Origin of the sequence: Halorarius litoreus, from assembly GCF_024362405.1 — an archaeon.
Lineage (GTDB): Archaea > Halobacteriota > Halobacteria > Halobacteriales > Haloarculaceae > Halorarius > Halorarius litoreus.
In genome coordinates this window covers 3,188,404-3,201,542 of sequence record NZ_CP101454.1, presented here as the reverse complement: position 1 = coordinate 3,201,542, position 13,139 = coordinate 3,188,404, and the positions used below count along the sequence as shown (strand labels likewise).

The 13,139-nt window shown below is 66.1% G+C and carries 16 protein-coding genes; 7 read left to right on the top strand and 9 right to left on the bottom strand.

The genetic code is table 11. The features are described from left to right. The 4 genes from ilvC to NL126_RS16905 form a co-directional block, all read right to left on the bottom strand. Positions 1-1,050: a ketol-acid reductoisomerase gene (ilvC, locus tag NL126_RS16920; RefSeq protein WP_255196060.1), complete on the bottom strand. Its 1,050-nt coding sequence runs from the start codon at positions 1,048-1,050 to the stop codon at positions 1-3. Continuing rightward, the gene (ilvN, locus tag NL126_RS16915; protein ID WP_255196059.1) at positions 1,047-1,661 is read right to left on the bottom strand and encodes an acetolactate synthase small subunit; all 615 of its coding nucleotides are present in this window, start codon (positions 1,659-1,661) and stop codon (positions 1,047-1,049) included. Before ilvN ends, ilvC begins: the two co-directional genes overlap by 4 nt. Further along, positions 1,658-3,400 (bottom strand): biosynthetic-type acetolactate synthase large subunit, encoded by a 1,743-nt coding sequence (gene ilvB, locus NL126_RS16910; protein ID WP_255196058.1) that lies wholly within the window; start codon positions 3,398-3,400, stop codon positions 1,658-1,660. The genes ilvN and ilvB overlap by 4 nt, the downstream gene beginning before the upstream one ends. A gap of 358 nt (positions 3,401-3,758) precedes the next feature. Continuing rightward, positions 3,759-4,919, bottom strand: coding sequence for a LeuA family protein (locus tag NL126_RS16905; protein WP_255198860.1), 1,161 nt, complete (start codon positions 4,917-4,919; stop codon positions 3,759-3,761). 437 nt (positions 4,920-5,356) lie between these two features. Between NL126_RS16905 and NL126_RS16900 the strand changes: the two genes are divergently transcribed. Continuing rightward, entirely contained in the window at positions 5,357-5,647 is a 291-nt protein-coding gene (locus NL126_RS16900) for a DUF5779 family protein (protein WP_255196057.1), read from the top strand. A 77-nt stretch (positions 5,648-5,724) separates the two neighbouring features. Next, positions 5,725-5,958 (top strand): hypothetical protein, encoded by a 234-nt coding sequence (locus tag NL126_RS16895; RefSeq protein ID WP_255196056.1) that lies wholly within the window; start codon positions 5,725-5,727, stop codon positions 5,956-5,958. A 12-nt stretch (positions 5,959-5,970) separates the two neighbouring features. On the opposite strand, the gene NL126_RS16890 is transcribed toward NL126_RS16895, so the two are convergent. Next, on the bottom strand, positions 5,971-6,654 hold the full coding sequence (locus tag NL126_RS16890; protein WP_255196055.1) for a VOC family protein: 684 nt from the start codon (positions 6,652-6,654) through the stop codon (positions 5,971-5,973). Between the two features lie 100 nt (positions 6,655-6,754). Here NL126_RS16890 and NL126_RS16885 point away from each other — a divergent pair, with 100 nt between their 5' ends. Together NL126_RS16885 and NL126_RS16880 are read left to right on the top strand one after the other, a co-directional pair. Continuing rightward, on the top strand, positions 6,755-7,432 hold the full coding sequence (locus NL126_RS16885) for a hypothetical protein (protein ID WP_255196054.1): 678 nt from the start codon (positions 6,755-6,757) through the stop codon (positions 7,430-7,432). 95 nt (positions 7,433-7,527) lie between these two features. Next, positions 7,528-9,603: a hypothetical protein gene (locus NL126_RS16880; protein ID WP_255196053.1), complete on the top strand. Its 2,076-nt coding sequence runs from the start codon at positions 7,528-7,530 to the stop codon at positions 9,601-9,603. A gap of 4 nt (positions 9,604-9,607) precedes the next feature. Here the strand turns inward: NL126_RS16880 and NL126_RS16875 are convergent, their stop codons facing one another. Further along, positions 9,608-9,742 (bottom strand): DUF7503 family protein, encoded by a 135-nt coding sequence (locus NL126_RS16875; RefSeq protein WP_255196052.1) that lies wholly within the window; start codon positions 9,740-9,742, stop codon positions 9,608-9,610. A gap of 187 nt (positions 9,743-9,929) precedes the next feature. On the opposite strand from NL126_RS16875, the gene NL126_RS16870 reads away from it, so the two are divergent. Continuing rightward, complete coding sequence (locus tag NL126_RS16870; protein ID WP_255196051.1) at positions 9,930-10,334, top strand: JAB/MPN domain protein-containing protein; 405 nt, start codon at positions 9,930-9,932, stop codon at positions 10,332-10,334. Position 10,335: 1 nt separating this feature from the next. Here the strand turns inward: NL126_RS16870 and NL126_RS16865 are convergent, their stop codons facing one another. Then, positions 10,336-10,545 carry a ribbon-helix-helix domain-containing protein gene (locus NL126_RS16865; RefSeq protein ID WP_255196050.1) on the bottom strand — a complete coding sequence of 70 codons (210 nt, stop codon included), beginning with the start codon at positions 10,543-10,545 and terminating at the stop codon, positions 10,336-10,338. An 86-nt stretch (positions 10,546-10,631) separates the two neighbouring features. On the opposite strand from NL126_RS16865, the gene NL126_RS16860 reads away from it, so the two are divergent. Beyond that, positions 10,632-10,961 carry a DUF5789 family protein gene (locus NL126_RS16860; RefSeq protein ID WP_255196049.1) on the top strand — a complete coding sequence of 110 codons (330 nt, stop codon included), beginning with the start codon at positions 10,632-10,634 and terminating at the stop codon, positions 10,959-10,961. 1 nt (position 10,962) lies between these two features. Here the strand turns inward: NL126_RS16860 and aglJ are convergent, their stop codons facing one another. Then, positions 10,963-11,979, bottom strand: a complete 1,017-nt coding sequence (gene aglJ / locus NL126_RS16855; protein WP_255196048.1) for an S-layer glycoprotein N-glycosyltransferase AglJ — start codon at positions 11,977-11,979, stop codon at positions 10,963-10,965. A 51-nt stretch (positions 11,980-12,030) separates the two neighbouring features. Next, entirely contained in the window at positions 12,031-12,180 is a 150-nt protein-coding gene (locus NL126_RS16850) for a DUF8595 family protein (RefSeq protein WP_255196047.1), read from the bottom strand. Between the two features lie 96 nt (positions 12,181-12,276). On the opposite strand from NL126_RS16850, the gene NL126_RS16845 reads away from it, so the two are divergent. After that, a complete protein-coding gene (locus tag NL126_RS16845) occupies positions 12,277-13,110 on the top strand; it encodes a TrmB family transcriptional regulator (protein WP_255196046.1) in 834 nt (277 codons plus the stop codon). Positions 13,111-13,139: the final 29 nt, after the last annotated feature.

The following is a 13,139-nucleotide window of genomic DNA, read 5'->3' as shown; positions in this document are numbered from 1 at the left end:
TCAGTCGTCTGCTGATGTCTTCGTCTTCTCTTTCTCGTCGCGCTCCTCGTTCTCGCCCCACGCGAACAGCGCGCGCAGGTCCTCGCCCACGGCCTCGATGTCGTGGTTCTTCTCCGCGTTCCGGAGCTGCTTGTAGCTCGGTCGCCCCGCCTGGTTCTCGGTGATCCACTGGCGGGCGAAGGTGCCGTCCTGCACCTCTTCGAGGATCTGCTCCATGTTCTCGCGGGCGTGCTCGTCAACGACGCGGTCGCCTCGGGTGAGGCCGCCGTACTCCGCGGTGTCGGAGACGGAGTCCCACATCTCGCTGAGCCCACCCTCGTACATCAGGTCGACGATGAGCTTCAGCTCGTTCAGGCACTCGAAGTACGCCATCTCGCGGGAGTAGCCCGCGTCGACGAGCGTCTCGTATCCCTGCTTGACGAGCGAGGTGACGCCGCCGCACAGCACGACCTGCTCGCCGAACAGGTCGGTCTCGGTCTCCTCGCGGAAGGTGGTCTCGACGACGCCCGCGCGGGCACAGCCGATGGCCTTCGCGTACGAGAGGCCGATGTCGTGGGCGTCGCCGCTCGCGTCCTGATAGACGGCCAGGAGGCCGGGCGTCCCCTCGTCGTTCTCGTAGTTGCGGCGGACGAGGTGGCCGGGCGACTTCGGCGCGACCATCGTGACGTTCACGTCCTCGTTGGGCTCGATCTGCCCGTAGTGGATGTTGAATCCGTGGGCGAACTGGAGCGTGTCGCCGGGGTCGAGTTCGGGCTCGATTTCCGCGTAGACGGCGGGCTGGACCGTGTCCGGCACCAGCACCGAGACGAGGTCCGCCTCGCTGGCGGCCTGCTTCGGCGTCTCGACGCGCAGCCCTTCGGCCTCGGCGGCCGACCGCGAGGAGGAGTCCTCGCGCAGGCCAACGATGACCTCGACGCCCGACTCGTGGAGGTTCAGGGCGTGGGCGTGGCCCTGGCTGCCGTAGCCGAGGACCGCGACCGTCTGCTCTTGGATGACCGATACGTCCGCGTCGTCGTCGTAGTACACTGGGTTCTCGAATTCGTCGCTCATTCTTTCAGGTGCTCCGGCACGATGGCCGTCTTCGTCTCGCCGCGCGCCAGCGCCGTCTGCCCGGTCCGCGCGATCTCGCGGATGCCGAACTGACGGAAGGCGTCGACGGCGTCGTTGATCTTCTGTTCGTCGCCCGTCAACTGGACCGTGATGGTTCGCGGTCCGGCGTCGAGGGTCGTTCCGTTGTACATCTGGGTGATGGCCTGGACCTTGTCCGGCTCGTCGCCGTTCACCTTCACCAGCACCAGCTCACGCGCGATGGCGTCGGGTGCGAGCTCGCGAACGTGGATGACCGGGACGATCTTGTTCAGCTGCTTCTCGATCTGATCGAGCGTGGGGTCCGGCTCCTCGACGACGAGCGTGATACGCGCCCAGTCGTCGTTCTGCGTGTCCGCGACGGTCAGCGACTCGATGTTGAACTGCCGGCGGCTGAACAGCCCCGACACGCGAGCCAGCACGCCCGGCTCGTGTTCCACGAGCGCGGAGATGACCGTGCGCCGCGATTCGGGCTCGGCTTCGACCTCGGGGTCGATACGGATGCCCTGGCTGTTGCGCCGGCCCTCGGGTCGCAGTCGCTCGTCGGGGTCCGGTCCTTCCAGACCCTGGCTCATAGGTGGTCACCTCGCAGGGCGAACAGGCCGTTGTCGCCACCCGAGGGAACCATCGGGTAGACGTCCTCCACGGGGTCGATGTGGACGTCGACGACCGAGGGACCGTCGACGTCGAGCGCCGCCTGAACGGTCTCTTCGACCTCGTCGTACTCGTCGATGCGGAAGCCGGTCGCGCCGAACGCCTCGGCGAGCATGTCGAACTTCGGCATCCAGTTGTAGTCCGAGGCCATCCGCCGGCCGTCGAAGAAGCCGTCCTGCCACTGGCGGACCATCCCGATGAACTCGTTGTTGAGCACGAACACCGTGATGTCCATCTGCTCGCGCACGGCGACCGTCAGCTCCTGACAGGTCATCAGGAACGAGCCGTCGCCGTCGAAGCAGACGACAGACTGGTCGTCGTCAGCGGCGAGTCGAGCGCCAATGGCCGCGGGGAGGCCGTAGCCCATCGCCCCCAGCCCGTGGCTGGAGACCCAGGTGCGGGGCTCGGTGTACGTCCAGTACTGACAGGCCCACATCTGGTGCTGGCCGACGCCCGTGGTGACGACCGTATCGTCGGGGGTCGCGGCGTCGACGGCCTCGACGACGAACTGCGGCTTGACCGGGTCGTCCTCGGCCATCGGGTAGTCCATCGGGTACTCCGCCTTCCACGTCTGGACCTGCTCGCGCCACTCGTCGGCGTCGGGTTCGGCGGGCATCGCGTCGTGGAGCTGCTCCATGACGGCCTTCGCGTCACCCAGCAGCGGGTAGTCGGCCTGGATGTTCTTCGACACCTCGGCGGGGTCGATCTCGACGTGGATGACCTCCGCGTCGGGGGCAAAGGAGTCGACGCCACCCGTGAGCCGGTCGTCGAACCGCGTCCCGACCGCGAGCATGCAGTCGGTCGTGGTGATGGCCATGTTGGCGTAGCCGGTGCCGTGCATCCCGGCCATCTCCAGCGCGAGTTCGTGGTCCTCGGGGAACGCCCCGATGCCGGGCATCGTCGTGATGACCGGAATCCCGTACTCGATGGCGAACCGCCGGAGTTCGTCACAGGCCTCGGCCTTGACGACGCCGCCGCCCGCGAGGATGACGGGGCGGTCGGCCTCGGCCAGGACCTCGGCGGCCTCCTTCACGTCGCGAGCGTCCGCGGTCTCCGGGGGCTGGTAGGTGTCCGGGGTCTTCGCGCGGCCCGGTTCGCGGTCGGTCTCGGCGTTCGTCACGTCCTTCGGGAGGTCGACGAGCGTCGGGCCCTGTCGGCCGCGCTTCGCCATGGCGAACGCCTCGCCGACGACGTCGCCGACGGTGTCCGCGTCGTCGGCGAAGTAGTTGTTCTTCGTGATGGGCATGGTGACGCCCGTCGTGTCCGTCTCCTGGAAAGCGTCCGAGCCGACGAAGTCCGTCGGCACCTGCCCGGTCAGGGCGAGGACGGGGTCGGAGTCCATGTTGGAGTCCGCGAGCCCCGTCACGAGGTTGGTCGCGCCGGGGCCCGAGGTCGCCATGCAGATGCCCGGCTCGCCGGAGACGATGCCGTATGCGTCCGCGGCGTGCGCGGCGCCCTGTTCGTGGGCCATCGTGATGTGGGTCATCTCGGAGTCGTACAGGGCGTCGTAAACGGGCATGATGGCCCCACCCTGCACGCCGAAGAGGTACTCGACGCCCGCGTTCTCGAGCGCGCGGACGACGGACTGTGCGCCGGAGGTGACGGGGGCGGCCTCGCCGTCGGCCTCCTCGTCCTCCTGCACTGCGTGTTCGCTGCTCATGCGTCGTCACCTCCCGTGCTGTGCTGTCGTGTCGTCGGTCGTTGATACCGGTGATACATTGGTCGTGCTGTGTGACTACTCGAAATCTGTGCGGACGGTCGGAGAGAACTGTGTGTAGGGGTGGTTATACCCCTACAATAATCGCGGCCGCGCGGCTCGTCGTCGGGCTGACGCGAGTCATCGCGGTCTCCGTCACGTTCGCCCGCAACACCTTGGTGGATAAAACCTTGTCGCGGCGAGCAATCGTTGCCGCGTCGCTGTCGTGTGGTCCCGCTGTTGGGTCGCACCTCGGCGGCGTGGCTGGTGGAGCAACGCTCCACCTGCGGCTGGCCGGGTTGCGAAACAGCGGGGGAGGCCATCAGACCCGAACCTCCTCCTCCTTGCGGACGCCGACCTCTTCGGCGAACCGTCGCAGCACGTCCATCGTGACGCGCTGTTTCTCCGCGCCGTAGTCCTTGACGCGCCGGGTGACCTCGCGAACCTCGCCGTCGGTCGGGTCGTACCCCGCGTCCTTCAGGCGCTCGCGTACCGAGTGGTTCCCGGTGTGCTTGCCCAACACCAGTTCGCGCTCGGCGCCGACCATCTCGGGGGTCATGACGCCGGGTTCGAACGTGTCGGAGTTCTCGATGACACCCGCGGCGTGGATGCCGGACTCGTGGGAGAAGGCGTTCCGTCCGACGATGGGCTTGTTGCCCGGCGTGACGATGTCGCTCTTCTCCTCGACGATGCGCGACAGCTCCATGATGCGCGTGGTGTCGATGCCGGTGTCGACGTTGTACAGCGACTCCAGGGCCATCACGACCTCCTCGTAGGCGGCGTTGCCGGCCCGCTCGCCGATACCGTTGACGGAGACCTGCGCCTGTGAGGCGCCGGCCTCGAAGCCCATGATGGCGTTGCCAGCGGCGAGCCCGAAGTCGTCGTGGGTGTGGACGTCGACTCTCGCGTCCGTGTGTTCCAGCACCGTGCGGACGACGCCCGCAAATCGGGTGGGCGTCGCGACGCCGCAGGTGTCGGGAATGTTTATCCAGTCGGTGCCTGCCTCGGAGACGGCCTCGACGACTTCCACGAGGAAGTCGGTGTCCGTCCGGGTGGCGTCCATCGGGGAGAACATACACGTCACGCCTGCGTCCTTGACGCGTTTCACGGATTGAACGGCCCGCTCCACGGCCTCCTCGCGGGTGGCGTGCATGCTGTCTTCCAACTGAACGTCGCTCGTCGAGACGAACACGTGTATCATCCCGACGCCGCTGTCGATAGCGGCCTCTACGTCTTCGTCGACCACGCGCGCGAGCCCACAGACGGTCGTGTCGGTGGACGCGGCGATGTCGCTGACTGCCTCGAACTCGGCGTCGGAGTTCACGGGGAAGCCCGCCTCGATGACGTGGGTACCCATCTCGTCGAGTACCGCGGCTATCTCCCGTTTGTCGTCGTACGAGAACGAGGTTCTTGGCGACTGCTCGCCGTCGCGCAGCGTGGTGTCGAAGATCCGTGCGTTGTCAACTTCGTCAGGGTTACTCAGTGTGCCCTGGAAGAACTCGACCCGCCGGGGAACCCGACGAAACCTCTCGTGTCATAGCATCTCATCCCAGTGTCGGAGGAGTATTTAATACCTTCGTTCGAACAGGTGTGGCCGGCCGGGCGTCCCCCGGCACCGGTTGCCGGTGTTCAGGAAATCGCACGACTTAAACGGCCTATGTCCTACATCACGACCCTTATATGCTACAGTATACCTTGGACCTCTGTCCGGGTTTAAATAATCATGCAGTTGTAATTTTCTCCATTTTAGGGACGAATTCAACTCTGGGGCGCCTCGCGCGCGGTGCCGACTGGACGTTCGTGGAGTCACCGCTCGTGGCCACGTTGCCGCGACCCACCACCGTGGTCCCATCCACGACGACCGGGCTCGACCGAGGAGGTCGTGAGTAGGTTTTTCTCACGGGGCTTCCACCACCCAGTATGCCCGACTTCGACCTCGATCTGCAGACCGCGGAGGGCGAAATCGACGAGCCGGCCGGCGAGGACCGCGTCATCCTCGGCATCCTCGACGGGGAGACCGACCCCGAGGAGTGGGTGGATGCCGTCGCCGCCGGCAACACCCTCGTGCTCGACGTCGATGGCGACCTCCCGACGCTCGCCGAGGGGTTCGCCCCCCAGCTGAAGGACATGGGCGCTGGCTTGATGCACTTCCGTGGCAAGCTCGTCGTGACGCCCCCTGGTCGAGACATCGACACGAGCCGCCTGGACTGAGCCCGACGCGCCCCGCAGTCTGTCCGTCGACGAATCGAAAGCACCTTTTCGGAGACAGGTCCAAGCTGAACTGAATCATGCCGATTCCCCTCCAGTTCGGTGTCCCCGGCGGCCCGGAACTGCTCATCATCTTCCTCATCGGGCTCGTGCTCATCGCACTGCCCGCCTACTTCGTCTACAACGACGCGACGAAGCGGAACAACGAGAACGCCACGCTGTGGACGGTGGCCACCATCCTCGGTGGGCTCGTCGGGAGCCTCCTCGGGGCGCTACTCGTCGTCGTGCTCTACCTCATCGTCGGCCGCGACTGACTCCGAGCGTCCCTAGGTGAACAGCAGACTGTGGCCGTCCGGGTCGGTGACGCGAATCCCGTCGTCGGTCCGCGTCACGTCGCGGACGGACTCGCGGACGGCGTCGAGCGCCGCGTCGGGGTCGACCGTCTCGAAGGTGACGTCAACGTGGACGCCGCCGCGCGCGTCCGCGAGGCCGAGATGTGGCTCCCACAGCTCGAAGTCGAACGGCCCCGCGGTGAGCCGAACCCGTTTGCGGTTCTCGCCGACGTCGACCGTCTCCATGCCCAGCGCCTCGTAGAACGCACGTGCGCGGTCGAGGTCCGCGACTTCGAGGACGACTTCGACGAGTCCCGTGATGCCCTCGTCGTCGCCCTCGTCGCTCCCCATCACCTCGACGCAGTTCCCCTCGGTGTCGTAGAAGTACAGCGACCGCACCGGCCCGAACGTGTGTTCTTCGAGGTCGAAGTCGCCGTCGAGACGGTCCCACCACGTCTCGTACGCGGTGGCCGAACACGAGAACGCGTAGTGGGTGTGGAGCCCGCCACGCGGAATGCGGTCGGGTCGCCGGAGCACGAGGTCGGTGTCGCCCGCCTCAAGTGCGACCTCGTGGTCTGTCTCGCGGCGAACAGGGAGGTCGAGGTGGCGTCGGTAGAAGGCAGTCGCCTCGTCGAGGTACTTCACTTCGAGAGCGAGCGCCGAGAGCGCATCGAGCATGGGGTTCCGTAGCATCCGCCGACGTATAAACGCGGCCGGTGGCCGCGACAAGACTGCCGACGAGCCACGGTTTATACGCCAGCCGGCCGTCCTGTCAGACATGCCGATCAAGGGTTCGGGGGCGCCGGAACTGACGGAGATCGACCGTCGAGACGACGGGGTCGGATGGCTCGCGTACCCCGACGAGACGATGCAGCGTGCCTCGCACGCGCTCGCGACCGACGAGGGCGTGTACGTGGTCGACCCCGTCGACGTCGAGGGCGTCGACGAGTTGCTCGCGGAGTTCGGGGACGTGGCGGGCGTCCTGGTACTGCTCGACCGCCACCTCCGGGATTCGGCGGTTGTCGCGAACCGCCACGACGTGCCCGTCTACATCCCGGCGTGGATGACCGGGGTCGCTTCGAAGCTCGACGCCCCTGTCGAGCGACTGGGCGACGAACTCGGTGACACCGGCTTCGACGTCATCCGCGTCGTCGACAACGCCTTCTGGCAGGAGGCCGCGCTCTACCGTGAATCGGACGGAACACTCCTCGTGCCAGAGTCGCTCGGGACCGTCGACTACTTCCGAACGAACTCCGAGCGCGTCGGCGTCCATCCGTTCCGCCGGCTGACCCCGCCTCGAAAGCTGCAGCGGCTCACGGTGAACCGACTCCTCGTCGGGCACGGCGCGGGTATCGACACCGACGCCGACGCGGCCGTGGAGGACGCCGTGAAGCACGCACAGCGGCGCGCACCGTTCGCGATGCTCGGGGCGATGAAAGACTTCATCACCGGATAGAACCGGGAAACGACCGCCGGGAGCCCGATAGGTTTTTGCGCTGAAGCTGAGAACCACGGGCCACCACGGGCGCGACGAGCCACGTCGGTGTCACGATGACGATCTCTATCGAGCCGATTGGTGGCGAACCGGGAATCAGTATCGAGGACCGCATCGAGCAGCGCCGCTGCACGGTCTCGACTACGAGCCCGGTCGAGCCCCGGTCGGTGTCGACCGACCGGGTGGGGTATCCGGCGGACGAGGCGGTCGCGTTCGAGACGCGTGAGTTCACGCTCTCGCAGGCGAACATGGCGTACGTCCGCGACGGGTCGGGCGCGATTCGAACCGAGATACAGCGGTTTACCGAACACACCGTCGATCCCGGCGAGTACGTGTTGGAGGTGTCTGCGCCGGTGAAGCTCTATCTCCTCGTTCCGGGCCCGTTCACCGTCTCGCTCGACGCCATCCGCATGACCGTCGAACTGGAGGCCGAGCAGGAGGTCGTGGTCGCCGCCCGGTCGTACCACGAGCGGCCGGCAGCGACCATCACCACGACCGGCGACCCGGTCGACCTGATGCGTGCGGTCTCCTATCTCCCGAGTTCGCTCAAGACCACCTCGGCAGAGCGGTCGTATCCGACGCTCCGCGGGCACCCCCCGGAGTTCGCCCTCGGTGACGAACTCGACGTCCCGGCCTGGCTCTCGACGCCGGACTCGGGTATCCGCATCGAGGTGCCGCCTGACCTCGGCGCCGTGATGGTCGTCGCCCCGTTGACGTACTACCTCGGCGCCGAGGTCGTCGAGGGGCCGACCCACCGCATCGTCACGGACGACGGCTGGAGCCACGCGCTCGGCGGCGAACGCGGGTTCGAAGGCGAGGTCGAACGCGTGCTCAAGCAGGTGTTCTTCCTCGACTGCGTGGTCCGGACGGAGGGCATCTACGACGTCCCGCTGTACGAGCGCCGCGCGCTCGACACCGACCTCGACCTCGGGTCGCTGTACGAGGCTCCACCGGCCGACCAGCTACGCGCATATCTGGACGTGCCCTACGACCAGGTCGAGCACTTGGTTCCACGGTGGAAACTCGTCGCACACGTCGCACCCACGTCGGGGAGCATCGAGACGCTCCCGTTCCTCGTCGACGACATGGCCGTCGTCAGGACACCACAGCGGGACGAGACCACGACGGACGAGACGCAGGCGGCCGCCATCGACGCGTTCACTCGCGAGGGGTTCGGCAGCGAGACCCGGTTCGGCGGCAGCGACCCCTGGTCGTCGCCCCCAAAGCTAGTCGAACCCGAGCGAACCGACTCCCTGGAGCAGGCGTGGGTCGGTGAAGACGCCCCCGTCGGCGCGACGAAGGCGACGGTCGAGGCCTTCCGGAACCGCCTGGCCCGTGAGGAGGCCGAGGGCGAGGTGAACATCGTCGTCGTGTGCAACGACGCCGAGATGGTCGACGAACACCACGTCGCGAGCGAGGTGTACGGCTCGCGCGACGACCTCCCGTTCGACGTGACGCTGTACGAGAACCTCACGACCGACCGGCTCGAACTCGTGCTGGGCTCGGATATCGACTTCTTCCACTACATCGGCCACATCGAAGCTGCGGGGTTCCGGTGTACGGACGGCCTGCTCGACGTGGCGGACGTCGGCGACGTGGGGGTCGACACGTTCTTCCTGAACGCGTGTCGCTCGTACCAGCAAGGGATGGAGCTCATCCGTGGTGGCGCCATCGGCGGCGTCGTCACCCTGGACGAGGTCATCAACAGCGGTGCGATTCGGGTGGGCAAGGCCATGACGCGGCTGCTGAACCGCGGTTTCCCCCTGCGGGCGGCGCTCACCATCGCCTCGGACAGTTCGATCGTGGGTACCCAGTACATCGTCGTCGGGGACGGAAACATGGACATCGCGCACGGAGAGAGCCTGACGCCGAATCTCGTCGACCTCCACCACGTCGAGACCGACCGCTTCGTGTTCGACCTCGACACCTACTACACGGCCCACGTCGGGGTCGGCGCGCTCTACCGTCCGTACGTCGAGGGAAACGAGGAACACTACCTCGTCGGGAACCCGAACATGGAGTTCGAACTCGACCGCGAGACGTTCGAGGAGTTCCTCGACCTGGAGACGGTGCCGATTCGACGACAGGGACGGCTCCACTGGAGCGACGATGTCGACGTAGAAGAGCTGTAACTGCTTACGGGCCGAGCGTCGTCCCGCCGTTGCCGGCCATCACCGTCCCCGCCTGTGAGAGGACGAGGAGCATCGTGAACAGGACGCCGGCCATCTTCGGGTGCTCTGCAACGTAGGTCGCGAGGGTGCTGTCGGACATTACGAACACCTCTCAGCGCGCTTGAAATATAAATATATTGTCAATTACGAAGTAATACCAAAGTTCTTCAGGATGACCTGAAACTTGAAATGGCCGAAACACACTTGAATCATTCCCTCAGACGGCTCGAAACAGCCGAATCAGGGCAGGCGATGGCGTTATCCGACACGATGGGCTAGTGGGTGACGTGGTGTACGCGACAGCCGGGTTGCTCGACGCATTGTTGGAGATCGCGTCGACTCGTGACCCACAGAGCGTGACGGTCGCCCTCGCTACCACCCCTGCCGGGGAGCTCGACTGCGAGCTGCCGACCGAGACGCCGGTGTTCACCGACCTCTATCTTCCTGACACGGGCAACTCCGTGCGGGCGGTGTTCGGGATGGACCTCGGGACTCCCGGCGCACAGGGGCGATTCGTCTCGCATCCGATGGGCGAACCAGGAATCTCGCGCACCGACGACCTCCACGAGGTCGTCCTGGTGGCGATTCCACCGTACGAACGGGACTGCATCCGCGCGTTCGACCGGGCGGGCCGCCGGCTCGAGTTGAACGTGCTCAACGTCGAACCGCCCGAGGCGACCCTCGACCTCTGAGCTACTGGAGGTAGCCGAGATCACGCAGCTGGTCGGCGATCTCCTGGAACTCGCCCTCCGTGAGTTCACCCTTCTGCTGGTGCTGGATGACGATACTTCGAAGCAGGAACCGGACGAGATCGCTCGTCGAGGAGAAGCTCGTCCCCTCGATGGTCTCGTCGACCCGCTCTGCCAGATCCTTGGGAATTGAGACGGTGGTGTAGTCGGTCATGGCTGCGGCAACGGACGCCCGAGCCAAGTGGGTTTCGGGCCACCGGGTCCGGGGACTTTTCAACCGGGGGAGCGTAGCCGACGACAATGGGAGTTCGGCCGCCGCAGGACGACACGAACGACGAGCCAGAGGCCGTGACCTTCGGAATCGCCGCGCTCGACGCACAGCTCGACCGGTCGGGGGTGACGTTTCCCGCCAGTAGCGAGGAGCTCGTGCGCGCACTCGGTGACCCCGCGGTCCCGTACAACGCCGGGGGCAACAGCGTTCGCCTCTCCGAGGCCCTCGACGAGTTGCACTTCCAGCAGTTCGAGACCGAACAGGAACTCCTGAACGCGCTCCATCCCGTCTTCGAGGCGTATCGCGAACGCCGCGGCGGCGGGTTCGTCGGACGGCTCCGGTCGTTGCTCCCCTTCTAACTCAGTCTTCGATGCGATCGAACCCGCCAGCGTTGGCTTCGGCGCTCACGCTGGCCTCGTCGGCCCGTTCGTCGACCGATCGCGATTCGGCGCCGTTCAGTTGCTCGGCGAGCTCTTCGAACCGCCGGGTCTGCTCGCGGTTCACGGTGACGATGATGTCCGAGAGGACACCGAACATCAGCAACTGGACGCCGAAGATGATACCCGAGGCGGCGACCAGCGCGAGCACCTCGTGTGAGACTCGCGGCGTCTTGATGTAGAACTCGTAGAGGACGTATCCAGCGACCCCGAGCCCCGTCAAGATCGCCGCAGTCCCGACGCTCCCGAAGTAGAACAGCGGGTTGTTCGTCTTCGCCAGCCGGTAGAGCGTGAGAAAGATGCGCCCGCCGTCTTTCACGGGGTGGAGGTTCGTCTCCGAGTCGTCGGGCCGAGTCAGATACGAGATGGGCACCACCTCGACTCTTACGCCCTGTTTCACGCACTCGACGGCCAGCTCCGTCTCGATGCCGAACCCGTCGGCCGCGAGGTTGTGCCGCTCGAACGACTCGCGGGTAAACGCCCGATACCCAGAGAGGATGTCCTGGAACTCCTTGCCGTGGATGAGCTCGAACGCGAAGTTCGTCAGGCCGTTGCCGGCTCTGTTGAGCCGGGTCATCGCCCCGGCCTCCATGTCGGCGAAGCGGTCGCCGATGACGTGTTCCGCTCGGCCTGCGAAGATGGGTTCGAGCATCCGCTCGGCGTCTTCGGGGCGATAGGTGCCGTCGCCGTCGGCCATCAACACGACCGGTTGCTCCACGGCACGGACGCCCTCGCGGACGGCCTGTCCCTTCCCCTCACCTGACTGTTCGAGAACCCGGGCGCCAGCGTCACGAGCACGGCTCTGGGTGCCGTCGTCGGAGCCACCGTCGATGACGAGCACGTGGTCGAACCCCTCCTCGCGGAAGCCGGTCACGACGCTGCCGATGGTCTCGGCCTCGTTCAGTGTCGGCAACAGCACGCAGACGTCGGAGCGGTCCATCGTCGCGGAGTCCGCCCCGCGTCGGTGAAAAGGTTCCGCCTCGCTCTGCCTTCAGTCGTCCGCGGCTTCGGCTGGCTCCTCGGCGGCCTCCTCGCGCGCCGCGCTCGTGTGCTCCCACACTTCGGTGCAGCCACAGCCGTCGTCGATGTCTTGCAGGTGTGCGTCGAGCCGTTCCTCCCCTTCGTCGGTGTCGTCGCCCATGGTTACTCAGTTATTGAGTAACTAGATATGTCGGGCAACAATAAACCTTCCGGGCGCTCCGGGGTATTCATGTGCCCAGCCCGGGAACGGGCCGATATGAGCGACGTGGGGTTGTTCGACACGCTCGGGTTGACGGAGTACGAAGCGACTGCGCTCGCCGAACTGCTCCGACTCGGTCGCACGACGGCGCCGAACCTCGCGGAGGCGACCGGCATTCCCAAGGCCCGCATCTACGGCGTGCTCGACGAACTCGCGGACGCTGGCTACGTGAAGGTGATTCCGGGCCGGCCCAAGGAGTACCAGCCGCGTGACCCGGAGTCGCTGCTCGCGCGTGCGAAGGAGAACAAACGACAGGAGTACGAGTCGTTCGAGCGGGAGCTCGACGACCAGCGGGAGGCGTTTCTCTCGCAGTTCGGGCCCGCGTTCGAGCGGGCGGGTGGTGACATCACGCCCGCGGAAGAGCTGTTCCACGTCGTCGACGTCGGCGACCCCTCGGAGTCGGAAACCCGGCGCCTCTATCACGACGCCGAGCGCTCTGTGTTCGTGTTGACGAAGAGCTTCGAGTACCTCGACAGTGTCGAACCCGCGCTCTCGGACGCAGTCGAGCGCGTCCCCGTGAAAGTGCTCCTCCACCATCCGAATCTCCTCGACGACGACGAGAAACCGGTGCAGTCGCGAATCGTCGAACGGCTGCGGTCAGACCACGACGGGGTCGAGTTCCGGTTCTCCGAGGGGCGGCTCCCCTGGCGCGGGACGTTCATCGACCCCAGTATGGAGTACGACGATGGAGAGGCCATCTTCCTCGTCGAAGAGCCGGACGTGCCGAACCACATGCGACAGGCGGCGATTACGGAGAACGGCTCGTTCGTCGCGGGGTTCAAGCGGTACTTCGATCTCGTGTGGGACCACGAGAGTGTCGAACAGGCGTAAGTACGGGGCTCGTCCCGGACGTCACCGCC

What these genes read in the sequence shown, in the direction of transcription:
- ilvC (WP_255196060.1), bottom strand. Translation starts at nt 1,050, where the DNA reads ATGAGCGACGAATTCGAGAACCCAGTGTACTACGACGACGACGCGGAC.
- ilvN (WP_255196059.1), bottom strand. Translation starts at nt 1,661, where the DNA reads ATGAGCCAGGGTCTGGAAGGACCGGACCCCGACGAGCGACTGCGACCC.
- ilvB (WP_255196058.1), bottom strand. Translation starts at nt 3,400, where the DNA reads ATGAGCAGCGAACACGCAGTGCAGGAGGACGAGGAGGCCGACGGCGAG.
- NL126_RS16900 (WP_255196057.1), top strand. Translation starts at nt 5,357, where the DNA reads ATGCCCGACTTCGACCTCGATCTGCAGACCGCGGAGGGCGAAATCGAC.
- NL126_RS16895 (WP_255196056.1), top strand. Translation starts at nt 5,725, where the DNA reads ATGCCGATTCCCCTCCAGTTCGGTGTCCCCGGCGGCCCGGAACTGCTC.
- NL126_RS16890 (WP_255196055.1), bottom strand. Translation starts at nt 6,654, where the DNA reads ATGCTCGATGCGCTCTCGGCGCTCGCTCTCGAAGTGAAGTACCTCGAC.
- NL126_RS16885 (WP_255196054.1), top strand. Translation starts at nt 6,755, where the DNA reads ATGCCGATCAAGGGTTCGGGGGCGCCGGAACTGACGGAGATCGACCGT.
- NL126_RS16880 (WP_255196053.1), top strand. Translation starts at nt 7,528, where the DNA reads ATGACGATCTCTATCGAGCCGATTGGTGGCGAACCGGGAATCAGTATC.
- NL126_RS16875 (WP_255196052.1), bottom strand. Translation starts at nt 9,742, where the DNA reads ATGTCCGACAGCACCCTCGCGACCTACGTTGCAGAGCACCCGAAGATG.
- NL126_RS16865 (WP_255196050.1), bottom strand. Translation starts at nt 10,545, where the DNA reads ATGACCGACTACACCACCGTCTCAATTCCCAAGGATCTGGCAGAGCGG.
- NL126_RS16860 (WP_255196049.1), top strand. Translation starts at nt 10,632, where the DNA reads ATGGGAGTTCGGCCGCCGCAGGACGACACGAACGACGAGCCAGAGGCC.
- aglJ (WP_255196048.1), bottom strand. Translation starts at nt 11,979, where the DNA reads ATGGACCGCTCCGACGTCTGCGTGCTGTTGCCGACACTGAACGAGGCC.
- NL126_RS16850 (WP_255196047.1), bottom strand. Translation starts at nt 12,180, where the DNA reads ATGGGCGACGACACCGACGAAGGGGAGGAACGGCTCGACGCACACCTG.
- NL126_RS16845 (WP_255196046.1), top strand. Translation starts at nt 12,277, where the DNA reads ATGAGCGACGTGGGGTTGTTCGACACGCTCGGGTTGACGGAGTACGAA.